Source organism: Chitinophaga pendula, from assembly GCF_020386615.1.
Taxonomy (GTDB): Bacteria; Bacteroidota; Bacteroidia; order Chitinophagales; family Chitinophagaceae; genus Chitinophaga; species Chitinophaga pendula.
The window spans coordinates 6635567-6647624 of sequence record NZ_CP077769.1 but is presented as its reverse complement, the minus strand read 5'-3'; the positions used below and the strand labels follow the sequence as shown (position 1 = coordinate 6647624).

Here is a 12058-nt window from a genome sequence, read left to right as displayed (position 1 = left end):
GATTTAATCAGTAAGGCCGGTATCCGGCAAATGGATGATGAACCGGGCGCCTTCCCCGGGTATGCCGGTTGCGCTGATCTTTCCACCATGATTTTCGATTATTTTCTGACAGATAGAGAGTCCCAGGCCAGTACCCGGGTATTCGGTTTTGCCATGTAGGCGTTGGAATACCTGGAAGATGCGGTGACTATGTATATTCTCGAATCCAATCCCGTTGTCGGCGACTGTGATCTCATACCAGGTATGTTTCACATCCAACAATAGCGCTACTACTTCCTGATAATTCAGTATTCTGCAGCTGACCTCAATACGCGGTGGCCTTTCTTTATCACGGAATTTGACAGCATTGCCGAGCAGGTTTGTGAACAGCTGCTGGAATTGCACATGGTATCCTTTTATTTCCGGTAATGGATGTATGATGATTTCTGCGTTATTTTCCCGGATAGTTTCTTCCATATCGGCCAGTACCCCCTGTAATACCTCATCCAGTTTAACGCTGGTGGTATCTGGTTTTCTGCTGGAGATACGGGACAAGGTAAGCAGGTCATTTATCAGCTGTTGCATATGCTGCGACGCCTTCATCATCCGGTCGATATATTGTTTGCCATCGTTACCAAGCTGTTCGCGATAGCGATTATTGAGTAGATCTCCGAATGTCAGTATTTTACGTAAGGGTTCCTGCAGATCATGGGAGGCTACATACGCGAACTCTTCCAGTTCCTTATTGGAACGTCGCAGATCCTGGATATATCTTTTCCGATCCTGTTCAAGCTGCCACACAGTACTGATATCTCTCAATACGCCGATAAAGCGGTCCTGCTTACGTTCGTGATCATAAACGTACTTCCCTTTGGCATGTATCTTTTTGCGTTTGCCCGCCTGGTCGAGCAGATCATACTCCATTTCAAATGGCTCTTTCTGACTCACGGCCTTATAGAGCGCAGCATTTACCCAGTCAGCATCTTCCTCAGACACATGGCTCATATAAAGGCTGAAGTCGGGTTCCCGGGGAAGACTAGTCCTCTCATATCCGAGTAGTTTATAGATCCCATCGGACCATTGTACATTATTATCTTCGGGCCACCATGTCCAGCTTCCGAATTGCAACAGGTCTTCTATTTCGCAGACCAGTTCCTGTGTGGTCCTGAGCAGTTCTCCTTTTTCCATTTGCCCGGTAACATCCTGAATGATCCATACCAGGTGCAAGGCGGTATCGGGGCTTCCGGTAATAAATACCGTGATATGACCCAGACGGGAGCTGCCATTTTCTGCTTTCAGTTGCCGGATCGCATTGATACAGGATTGTTCCTGCCGTTTGAGCAGTTCCAGAGAGGGAAGTAACAGCTTCCAGTCTTCCGGTGAGAATATATCTGCAATACTACTTTCTGTCTGTTGCAAGGTATATCCCAGCAATCCTGTCGCCCGTTCGTTGGCAGAAACGATACGATAGCCATCCATCGCTGTGATATATACTGAAGCCGGGAAATGATCTATCAGCTGTTGCCACAAAGGAGTATCATGCTGTAAGGTATCAAAATATAACGCTAGTGGCGGATAGGCTGACATATAACACCCAATTTAATGACCCGGGTTCCTTGCAAGGTAGCAAGGAAAAAGGTTTTATTATTCATAAATTGCAGGCTGCATGGCAAACATACTTATATTATTTGCGCATCCTGCCTTGGAGAAATCCAGAGTACAAATACAATTACTGCAGACTGCAAAACATATACCAGGAGTGACAGTGCAGGATCTGTATGAGGCTTATCCCGATTTTAACGTAGATGTAAAACGTGAGCAGGCCTTATTGCTCCGGCATGATATCATCTTATTCCAGCACCCTCTTTATTGGTATAGCGCTCCTGCACTGATGAAACAATGGCAGGACCTCGTCCTGGAGCATGGTTGGGCTTACGGACATACCGGTCGTTCGCTGGTCGGTAAGTCTATGAGTAATGTACTCAGTACCGGAGGCGCTACGGACACTTATCAACCAGGTGCGAAACATGGCCACCCTTTGGAATCCTTCCTACTGCCCTATGTACAAACGGCAGCGCTTTGTAATATGCATTATCTGCCTCCTTATGTGGTGCAAGGCACCCACCGGATGGATGTGGCAGACATACGGACGCAGGCCGGTGCATACCGGCAGTGGCTGGAGCAGTTACGCGACGCTCCTTTAACCCAATAAAAATTACAGCATGGACCAGCATTCGTTTTTCTTTACTGCAATGATATACCTGACGGCAGCAATTGTTTTTGTGCCGTTGGCAAAAAAACTGGGATTAGGTTCTGTATTGGGCTATTTGCTGGCAGGGGTAATCATCGGTCCTGGTATTATGGGATTTATTGGTGCAGAGGGGCAAGACATTATGCACTTTGCCGAATTTGGTGTGGTGATGATGTTGTTCCTTATCGGGATTGAGCTGGAACCGGATCTGCTCTGGAAGCTAAGGGCTCCCATACTGGGGCTGGGAGGGCTGCAGGTGATACTTACCACTGTAATAGCAGGTGGGCTCGCCCTTTTAAGCGGACTTTCGTTCAATGCATCGCTGGCATTGGGCATGATCCTCTCGCTTTCTTCTACGGCTATTGTATTACAAAGTATGAAAGAGAAGGGGCTATTGGGTACTGCTGCAGGGCAAAGTGCCTTTTCTGTATTACTATTCCAGGATATTGCGGTGATCCCGATGCTCGCCATCTTCCCTTTGCTGGCGCCTACAGCGCCCGCCACAGCAGATCATGGCAATACTTTACAGGCACACCTTCCCGCATGGGCGCAGACGTTGGTGGTACTTGGCGCTGTGATTACGATCATTATAGCAGGACGATTCCTTATCCGGCCACTAATGCGTGTAATAGCACGTACCCGCGTAAGAGAACTGTTTACTGCCAGTGCTTTGCTGATCGTCGTGTCAATATCTGTCTTAATGACACTCGTAGGGTTAAGTCCCGCATTGGGCGCTTTCCTCGGCGGGGTAGTGTTGGCTAATAGTGAATACAGACATGAGCTGGAGAGCGATATAGAACCTTTTAAAGGATTATTGCTGGGTTTATTTTTCATGGCAGTAGGCGCCTCAATAGATTTTCAGTTATTATTGACACAGCCCTGGCTGATATTGGGTATTGTTGCCAGCGTAATAGTGCTAAAGGCGCTGGTATTGCTTTGTCTGGGTAAAATCTTCCGGCTGAGCACCGATCAGAATTTACTTTTCGGATTTGCCCTTGCTCAGATCGGCGAGTTCGCATTCGTATTATTATCATTTACACTACAAGCGCAAATCTTTCCCAAGGAGACTACCAGTATCTTAACGGCGGTGGTAGCGATCAGTATGGCACTTACACCGTTGATCATGCTGGCTTATGAGAAGCTGGTACAACCGCGCTTTACGAGATCGGAGGAGAATGACCGGGAGGCCGATGAGATCCAGGAAAAAAATCCCGTTATTATCGCCGGCTTCGGGCGTTTTGGTAATATTACTGGCCGTTTCTTACGTGCCAATGGTGTAAAGGCGACTATTCTTGATCTGGATTCTGACCGCGTAGATGCGCTACATAATCTCGGCATCAAAGTATATTATGGAGATGCTTCCAGGTATGACCTGCTGGCAGCGGCGGGAGCTGCTGATGCGAAGGTGATCATCATCGCGATGGATACGGTGGAACAGACGCTGGATGTCGTCAGGATGGTCCGGAAATATTTTCCTAACCTGCAAATGCTGGTAAAAGCAGAACATATCCCCGATACTTTTGACCTGATGGAGTTGGGGGTAATACATATTTACCGGGAAACGGTAGACACCTCTCTCCGGATGGGAGTTGACGCTTTACGTATGTTAGGTTTCCGCGCCTATCAGGCTCAACGGGCAGCCGGCACTTTCCTGAAACAGGACGAAAAAGCATTGAAAGGACTATCCGCCATCCGTGACGATAAAAAGCTTTACATCAATACAGTAAAAGAGAGGATCGAAGAGTTGGAAAAGCTGATGGCCACTGACCAGGTAAAAAGATGGGAATCTGTATCCCCCGGATGGGATGAAAAGAGCCTTATTGCAGAGGCGGAAGAGGAACAGCCAGCTAAAGAGTAAATTACTGCTGTCCGGAAATAAGGTGATCTTCTATCAGGCGGGCTACTTCCTCAAGCAATCCGACGTCCAGCTTCACCTCGTGGGCCCCTTTGTCTACTATGGCACGCAAGCTGCTGTCTTCATCGTGTTCAAAAGTTACTTCATGCTCTGCAATAGTAACCTTATACACTTGTTTATAGCCTTGTCCTTGTGGATGTACTTCCAGTATATGCGGCTGACCTTTGTATTGAAATTTAAGATTGAAATTATCCAAAGCTGACAAGCATTTATTGCCCGGTAAATGTAAACAAATTCAGCACATTATACATTCTCTTCCCTTTCTTTTGGTACATACCTACGCATGCGCACCCGCTCGTCTCTTGACATCCGGTGGATGAATTCCAGCGAGAAGTACGCCGCTGCGCTAATAATAAAAATATACCCGGCAAAACCCAGCGTATGAAATACCTTAAACCACATCCAATCATTTGTTATAGCATACTGTGCTAATATTACCAGAATGGCGCCGATAGCAACAGCAGCGAGCGCTATTTTTCTCATGGGGGGTTGTTTTTTATAGTCGAGAATAGAAATCATTTTAGCCCTGTTCACTGTAATCAGATTTTACAAACGGGATGCCATTGCCATTCCCTAAGAGGAAGGCACGCAGATAGCGGGTGGTCTGTAGATTAATTTCTACAAGCGTGGTCTGTAAAACGATCCAGGCTGTCCGATGTCGCCACACCCTAACGGGCTGAACCGTCGTAGAAATGCTACCAGCTGATAGCCGGTCGAATGGTACATGACTTGATATAAATGTTATGGAATAAAACGATCGGACCTATATGAAAACAACGAATCTATTGTCCGGTGCACTACAGACCTACAAGTTACAGGATGACGGCACTTACCCTAATAGTATATTACCGGTGGTCTTATATAAAGGCGCCCTGCAGGCAGATAAAGCTACGGCGTCAGTTATAGAGCAGCTTTTCCGTAACAATGGCTGGGGTGGAGACTGGCGTAATGGTATTTATGATTTCCATCATTATCACAGCACCTCGCATGAGGTACTGGGTATATATGGGGGTATGGCCCAGGTGCAACTGGGTGGCCCTAAGGGCATCTTACTGGAGCTTAGCAGGGGAGATGTACTGGTAATACCTGCAGGTGTGGCGCATTGCAACCTGGGTAGCAGTCATGATTTCCATTGCGTAGGGGCTTACCCTCCGGGACAGGAGCAATATGATATTCTGAGGGGTAGGACCGTAGAGCGTCCGGCAGCAGACGAGCGGATTAGTGCCCTTCCACTGCCGGATACGGACCCCGTTCATGGTGGCGACGGGCCGTTGCTATCGCTTTGGCAATTATAGCTGCAATCTTATCTTCAGTTTGTTTAGTCCTTTTACAACCCACATCAGCAGTATGGCATATGCTGCGCACCAGATGATGCCCGGAAGGCCGTAGCGGAACATTTCGGGCGGAAAGCTGATATGCAGAATATGCCAAAGGTTATACAGTATCCCTGGCAGAATGTAAATGAGTAAGGGATTAGCAGCGGCAGGACGCAGGAAGCTGGTCCAACTGCTCTGCTTTTGCAGGTCTATCAGCCAGTAGAGGAACGCGAACAGCAGGCTGCATATGCCGGCACTGTAAAAACACCAGGTAGGGGTAGCCCAAATCTTGGAGATGGTATAATACGGCCGTAATACATAGCCCGCGATGAATAATACCGCAGTGAAAACGAATGCCTGTGTAAAACGTTGTTGCGACGTACGCGCTTTCTGCTGATCAAAGAAAATAAGCGATAATACCATTCCGCTCAGTACAATGGAAGTATGGGCAGCATGCCCTTTCAGCATCTCAGTCCATCCCAGGCCCGCAGCATCAGCACCCGGCCAGCTGCCAATTATATAGATACCCGTACAGATCACTATCGATAAAAACAATCCCCAGATACGCCCTCTCCATAACTGATACAACAAGCTACTCGCCAAATAGGCCCACCCTATCAATCCGAGAATACCCCACCAATGCGGCTGCATATATGCTGTACCCGACTCTCCGGCACGGTAAATAGCCGCCAGCGATACCAATCCGATCACGCCGGCGGCTTTGCAGATGTAGGTAAAGATCTTATTCTTAAATGTATAGACATTCCATACCAATATTGCTGATACATAAAACAAGAACGCCCAAAGCGATATAGACATACCCATAGCAGCCTCATTATATCCTCCTTCCGTATTGACCATAAAGACACCGAGCACCAGCAAACCTATCGTTCTCCATATAATATGTATCTGCAATTGCCAGACGTTATCCCCTTTGGCTATACGATTGTTAATCGCAAAAGGGATGGACATACCTACAATAAACAGGAAAGAAGGGAACACGACATCCACAAAGGTCATAGCATCCGCATCTGCCGGCATATGTTTCATCCAAGGAGGGATCCCACCGACGCCGGCCACTTCATTTACAAATATCATTACCAATATGGTGATACCACGTAAGGCATCGATAGATAATATCCGCTGCGTATTTAGTTGGTTGATCATGGTATAAAGACACTAAATTTCGAAAAAGATACTCAGCGCGCAATAATTATTCAAGAAAAAAAGGGGCACTGATAAATCCAGCTGGTATTGTCCCTTTATTTTTTTAGCTTATAACAATAGTAAAATGCCCATCTGAGGCCTGTAACTAATAAAATAGCATAGATATCAAGAATAAATGAGTATTTTTTATGCCATTAATTAGTCATCCTGTACAGTGCTGATCCCTGATCCAGAAATAACGAACCTACAGCAGCTGCTGGAAAAGTGGAATATGTTCCTTTCCGGGAGCCAGGAGGCATTTGCTGAAATCCATCAGTATATGTACGGTTCGCTGTATCAATATGCGTTACGCATGCTCCAGGAGCCGGCACTGGCTGAGGATGCGGTGCAAGAGTTATTCATTCGTCTCTGGCTGAAACGCCAACGTATCCGGCCCATACAAAATGTAAAGGCTTACCTGCTGCGGGCACTTCGTAACCAGGTATTAAACCAGTTAAGACAGTTAAAAAGCAACTGGCTGCAGGTACAGTTTAACCGGACACCCGATATCGTCTTTTCACAGGAAGATATATTGGTAGAGCAGGAGACCGACCAGGCCATGCGTCAAAAGATACAACTGGCACTCAACCAGTTACCCCAGCGCCAGCGGGAGATTATCTATCTGCGGTATTTCGAAGACCTCTCTTATGAGCAGATCGCTCAGATCATGCACCTGAACTATCAAAGTGCACTCAACCTGGTGCAGCGAGCCATTACTTCCCTGCGAAAGATGGGATTATCCTCCTTTTTTGGCTTCCTCGTCATTTAATTTCAATTTTTTTTGCCTGGCTGAGTATATTTTTTCAGACTACGTGTCTTAGAGAAAAAGCAGCATTATGGACGAACAGCCATCCGATAACTGGCCATTCCGATTTAATAAACCTGCCGCTCCTGATCCGGAGCAGGTAAGGCATAGCTGGCAGGCTATCTATTATGGTATTGCGGACCGTACTGTTCATCGCAGGCGGAAACGCCTGATGGCGATGACCGTCTACAGTGTCATCCTGCTATTATTGGGATATGGCATCTGGACCTGGCAGTTTGCCTGGCAGGAGCGTCGTACTAATTATGGTAATATAGAAAGGGTGACCTTACCGGATGGTTCTGTCGTAGTATTGAGCGCTCACTCCTCCCTACGCTATCCGCCACGGTGGAATAGCAGCAGCCGGGAAGTATGGTTGAGCGGAGAGGCTTATTTTGAAGTCACCCATACCAAGTCCGACAGCCGGTTTATCGTTCACTCCAACGATCTGCGGATAGAAGTGTTAGGTACGAAGTTCAATGTGAATAACCGCACAGAAAAAGCATCCATCGCCCTGAATGAAGGTAAGGTACAGTTAAGTTCCAAAGAGTTGCTCAGCCTGCATAAGCAACCGATCGTGATGGCTCCCGGCGATGTGGTAGAGATCAAAGGCCGCGATTATAGTATCAAACACCAGCAACACGTAGAGCGGTTCAGCAACTGGACCAATCACTCTTTCCACTTCAATGGTACTTCTATGGCGGAAGTAGCCGTTTTCATCCAACGCTATTATGGTATGGAAATGCAATTTGCCGACCCTTCCCTGCAACAACTATCATTAAGTGGAGACCTGAAGATCAGGGATATCAACCAATTCCTGCAAACGATGGAAGTAGCCTTACATATCAAGACAGAAGTAAAGGATCAGGTGATCTTTGTGTATAAGCAGTAGACGGACAGGACATCAATCAAACACACTTGTAGTATTTCGCGGACAACCAAAATCGTTACCACATGCGTACACGTTACATATTTTACGACACTTAATTATATGCTATACCTGTAGCTGAAATACAGCGACCCATGGTACTGATGGTGCGCCATGGAAGTTCCATTTTATCACCAATAAAAAAATGATCGCTTATGAAAAAAAGAAAGAAAGGTATGCCAACGACCTTTTTTCCTTTCACAGCGTGCCTGATGGCTGGTTTTGTCTTACCAGCAACTGCCGTTCCCTCCAATGCATCTTCCCAACCGACCGGGACTGAAAAACATTGGCCGGTAGGCAATCAGCGCCAAACAGTAGCAGATATTCTCGCCACTGCCCGCAAGGTATTTAAAGTAGACTTTGTGTATAAAGCAGGTATCCTCCCTGATGCTGCCGTACAGTTTGAGATCTCCAGGTATAAAAAACTCGAACCTTTACTGGACGACCTGTTAAAGCCCTTTTCCCTGGACTATCGTAAAGTATATGATAACACCTATGCGATCGTCGAAGGTGCCAAATATGGCCCGAAAACACCCTCCCAGCAGGTGACGGAAGGAGGAGAACCCCTCTCGCTCAATACCGTCAATTCTGCTACGGCCACTACTCAGGTGTCAGATACACTCCGCAAACGTGCTATCACAGGTAAAGTATTGGATGAAAAGGATGGACAACCCGTTATCGGCGCTACCGTATTGGTAAAGAATACCCGCAACGGCGCTAAAACAGATGCGCAGGGGCAGTATCATATCGATGTGAACAGCAATGATGCCGTACTGGTATTTTCTGCCATCGGTTTCACCAGCCAGGAGATAGTCGTAAAGGACCAACGTAATATCAATATACAGCTGGCTGTCAGCAATGAAGCCTTAAGCGAAGTAGTGGTAGTAGGTTATGGGACCCGTCGTCGTAAAGACCTGACCAGCTCTATCAGCTCTGTCACCTCCAAAGAGATATCCGCCACTCCAGTAGCGGATGCAGGGCAGGCATTACAGGGTCGCGTTTCCGGTGTAACAATCGTACAAAATTCCGGCGTGCCGGGTGGCGGCGGTGGTACCCAGATACGTATACGTGGTATCTCATCACTCACCAGTACTAATAATCCGCTGATCGTACTCGACGGATTTCCGTTGCCCGATCAGGATGCAGATAATATCCTGAACAGCTTCTCTCCGAATGATATCGCCTCTATCGACGTACTGAAAGATGCCGCCGCCTCTGCGATCTATGGTACCCGTGGTTCTAACGGTGTCATCATGATCACTACCAAGAGAGGAAAAGCAGGCCGTGCAAATATCAACGTAGATGTATACCGCGGTATACAGGAAGCCTGGCGTTTGCCTAAAATGCTGAATGCCAAAGACTATGCTGTTATCAACACAGAGGCCCGTAAAGCCAGCGGATTAGACCCTATCCCTAAACTGGTAGATCCCAATGCGATCGAACAAAAGTATGGTCAGGGTACGAACTGGATGAAAGAGATCTTCCGGCAGGCGCCTATGCAAAGCGTGAACCTGAGCGTTACCGGCGGCAGTGAAAAAGCCCAATATGCTTTATCCGGGGGATACTTCAAACAGAATGGTATCATCCGCAACAGCGACTTCGAACGTTTCAACCTCCGTTTTAACGGCGACCTGCAAGCCAGCAAACGCCTCAAAGTAGGCAACAGCCTCAGCATGAGCCGCACCGTAGAACATGGTATCGAATCTACCGATCCTTTCAACAGTACCATCCTGCTGGCCCTGACAGCACCTCCTACCGTACGTCCTAAAAATCCTGATGGCTCCTATGCCGGCGGCCTCAGCGAAGATGGCTTCGGAGAACCAGATGCTGTGTATAATCTTGAGGTACCTCAGCGTGCTTATACCCGCTACCGCATCACCGGTAACGTGTTTGCAGAATACCTCATTACCGATCACCTGAAGTTTAAAGCCAATGTAGGCGCCGACCTGCTGCATGCCGCCCGCAAAGACTTCTACCCGGCGACGCCAGCTACCGGTGGTGCTCCCATTACCATCACCCGGCTGAATGAAGCCAGCAATCTCGACCCTAGTTGGTTGAGTGAGCTAACCCTGGATTACAACCGCACTTTCGGTCAGCATCGCGTAGGCGTACTCCTCGGCTATACCGCCCAGGACAACCAATTCAGCTCACTGAATGCCTCCCGTAATGGTTATGGCAGAATAGATATGCCAGTACTGGATAATGGCGCCGTTACCTTAAAAGATCTCTCCCAGATCGACAACTTCAGCAGCTTTGGCCGCAACCGCCTTATCTCTTATATCGGTCGTGTGAACTACGATTTTAAAGACAGATACCTATTCTCCGCCAGCTTAAGACGGGATGGCTCTTCCAATTTCGCCGCTAATCACCGCTTTACCAATATGCCCTCCTTCTCCGCCGCATGGAGGGTTACACAGGAATCTTTCATGAAACAACAGCGCCTGTTTGACGACCTCAAACTACGCGTGAGCTATGGTTTCAATGGCAACCAGAACATCCCCACCTTTACTTATCTAACCAAGATCAATACAGGCTTGCAGTACGTATTCGGCAACAGCAGCGGCAGCGGTGGCGCTACCGGTGGCGCAGCCCCTACTACCTACGCCAATCCATTGGTAAAGTGGGAAATGAACGAACAACTGAATATCGGTGTAGACCTCTCTATACTGGATGGCCGTATATCCGGTTCCGTGGACTGGTATGTACGTAAATCCAAAGACCTGTTATTGCTGGTATCTCCTGCCGGCGTATCCGGTTATATCGATCCTACAGCCACCAATACCGGTCTGATGCAGAACAAAGGGGTGGATGTTGCCTTGAACACCGTTAACGTTGATGGTAAGGACTTCAAATGGTCTTCCCAGATCGTGGTAGCTGCCTATCGTAACAAAGTGACCTCGCTGGGTAAAAGCTCTCCCATCAACCAGGAATTCCAGCGTATCACAGGTGGGGCCAAACGTATCTCTGCCGGCATGCCTGCCTTCTACTTCTATGGTTTTAAAACAGATGGTATCTTCCAGACCTGGGATGAAGTGAATAAACATGCTGTACAGGTACCTGGTACAGATCCTACTACCAGCACCGCACCCGGCGATATCCGTTTTGTAGATATCAATGGCGATGGTGTCATCAACGATGAAGACCGTACCAACCTGGGTAATCAGTATCCTACCTTCACCTACGGCTTTACCAACAACTTCTCCTTTAAAGGTTTTGATCTCAGCATCTTCCTGCAGGGGTCACAGGGTAATAAAGTACTCAACTTCACCCGCTGGTATACCGAGGGTGGTGTAAGCAATGGTAACTACAGTCAGAAAGTGCTGGAGCGCTGGACAGGGCCTGGTACCAGCAATAGCATGCCCCGTATGATACAAAACGATCCTAACCAGAATCAGCGTGTATCCGACCGCTTTGTAGAAAATGGCTCTTATCTGCGTATCAAAAACGTACGGTTGTCCTATCGGCTGCCACAACGCTGGACCTCCTATGCACATTTGCAAAAAATACAACTGTACACCAGCGTACAGAATCTGGCCACCTTTACCAAATACAGTGGTATCGACCCCGAGGTGGGCGATGGTGTAGACTATGGTTATTATCCGCAGGCTCGCACCTTCCAGTTTGGTATTAATGTCGATTTCTGATCCTACTGACCGTAGAT

Annotated in this window: 10 protein-coding genes; 6 read left to right on the top strand and 4 right to left on the bottom strand. The window is 47.7% G+C overall.

What is annotated here, in order from left to right:
• Positions 1 to 3: 3 nt before the first annotated feature.
• The gene (locus tag KTO58_RS24995) at positions 4 to 1566 is read right to left on the bottom strand and encodes a PAS domain-containing sensor histidine kinase (RefSeq protein ID WP_095836790.1); all 1563 of its coding nucleotides are present in this window, start codon (positions 1564 to 1566) and stop codon (positions 4 to 6) included.
• Positions 1567 to 1645: 79 nt separating this feature from the next.
• Between KTO58_RS24995 and kefF the strand changes: the two genes are divergently transcribed.
• Positions 1646 to 2191 (top strand): glutathione-regulated potassium-efflux system oxidoreductase KefF, encoded by a 546-nt coding sequence (gene kefF / locus KTO58_RS24990; protein WP_095836791.1) that lies wholly within the window; start codon positions 1646 to 1648, stop codon positions 2189 to 2191.
• A gap of 10 nt (positions 2192 to 2201) precedes the next feature.
• Positions 2202 to 4088, top strand: a complete 1887-nt coding sequence (locus tag KTO58_RS24985) for a monovalent cation:proton antiporter-2 (CPA2) family protein (protein ID WP_095836792.1) — start codon at positions 2202 to 2204, stop codon at positions 4086 to 4088.
• 1 nt (position 4089) lies between these two features.
• On the opposite strand, the gene KTO58_RS24980 is transcribed toward KTO58_RS24985, so the two are convergent.
• Together KTO58_RS24980 and KTO58_RS24975 are read right to left on the bottom strand one after the other, a co-directional pair.
• The gene (locus KTO58_RS24980; RefSeq protein WP_095836793.1) at positions 4090 to 4341 is read right to left on the bottom strand and encodes a hypothetical protein; all 252 of its coding nucleotides are present in this window, start codon (positions 4339 to 4341) and stop codon (positions 4090 to 4092) included.
• A gap of 47 nt (positions 4342 to 4388) precedes the next feature.
• Entirely contained in the window at positions 4389 to 4628 is a 240-nt protein-coding gene (locus tag KTO58_RS24975; RefSeq protein ID WP_157752749.1) for a hypothetical protein, read from the bottom strand.
• Positions 4629 to 4912: 284 nt separating this feature from the next.
• On the opposite strand from KTO58_RS24975, the gene KTO58_RS24970 reads away from it, so the two are divergent.
• Positions 4913 to 5440: a cupin domain-containing protein gene (locus KTO58_RS24970; RefSeq protein WP_095836795.1), complete on the top strand. Its 528-nt coding sequence runs from the start codon at positions 4913 to 4915 to the stop codon at positions 5438 to 5440.
• Here the strand turns inward: KTO58_RS24970 and KTO58_RS24965 are convergent.
• Positions 5435 to 6628 (bottom strand): DUF5009 domain-containing protein, encoded by a 1194-nt coding sequence (locus KTO58_RS24965; RefSeq protein ID WP_095836796.1) that lies wholly within the window; start codon positions 6626 to 6628, stop codon positions 5435 to 5437. The genes KTO58_RS24970 and KTO58_RS24965 overlap by 6 nt on opposite strands.
• Positions 6629 to 6899: 271 nt before the next feature.
• Between KTO58_RS24965 and KTO58_RS24960 the strand changes: the two genes are divergently transcribed.
• The 3 genes from KTO58_RS24960 (at position 6900) to KTO58_RS24950 (ending at position 12041) form a co-directional block, all read left to right on the top strand.
• Positions 6900 to 7436 (top strand): RNA polymerase sigma factor, encoded by a 537-nt coding sequence (locus KTO58_RS24960; RefSeq protein ID WP_225860275.1) that lies wholly within the window; start codon positions 6900 to 6902, stop codon positions 7434 to 7436.
• A 67-nt stretch (positions 7437 to 7503) separates the two neighbouring features.
• The gene (locus tag KTO58_RS24955; RefSeq protein WP_095836798.1) at positions 7504 to 8361 is read left to right on the top strand and encodes a FecR family protein; all 858 of its coding nucleotides are present in this window, start codon (positions 7504 to 7506) and stop codon (positions 8359 to 8361) included.
• A gap of 191 nt (positions 8362 to 8552) precedes the next feature.
• Entirely contained in the window at positions 8553 to 12041 is a 3489-nt protein-coding gene (locus KTO58_RS24950) for a SusC/RagA family TonB-linked outer membrane protein (protein WP_095836799.1), read from the top strand.
• Positions 12042 to 12058: the final 17 nt, after the last annotated feature.

Bases quoted from the DNA above. Each gene is read 5' to 3' on its own strand.
- KTO58_RS24950 (WP_095836799.1), top strand. From the start codon at position 8,553: ATGAAAAAAAGAAAGAAAGGTATGCCAACGACCTTTTTTCCTTTCACA.
- KTO58_RS24965 (WP_095836796.1), bottom strand. From the start codon at position 6,628: ATGATCAACCAACTAAATACGCAGCGGATATTATCTATCGATGCCTTA.
- KTO58_RS24970 (WP_095836795.1), top strand. From the start codon at position 4,913: ATGAAAACAACGAATCTATTGTCCGGTGCACTACAGACCTACAAGTTA.
- KTO58_RS24985 (WP_095836792.1), top strand. From the start codon at position 2,202: ATGGACCAGCATTCGTTTTTCTTTACTGCAATGATATACCTGACGGCA.
- KTO58_RS24960 (WP_225860275.1), top strand. From the start codon at position 6,900: ATGTTCCTTTCCGGGAGCCAGGAGGCATTTGCTGAAATCCATCAGTAT.
- KTO58_RS24995 (WP_095836790.1), bottom strand. From the start codon at position 1,566: ATGTCAGCCTATCCGCCACTAGCGTTATATTTTGATACCTTACAGCAT.
- KTO58_RS24975 (WP_157752749.1), bottom strand. From the start codon at position 4,628: ATGAGAAAAATAGCGCTCGCTGCTGTTGCTATCGGCGCCATTCTGGTA.
- kefF (WP_095836791.1), top strand. From the start codon at position 1,646: ATGGCAAACATACTTATATTATTTGCGCATCCTGCCTTGGAGAAATCC.
- KTO58_RS24955 (WP_095836798.1), top strand. From the start codon at position 7,504: ATGGACGAACAGCCATCCGATAACTGGCCATTCCGATTTAATAAACCT.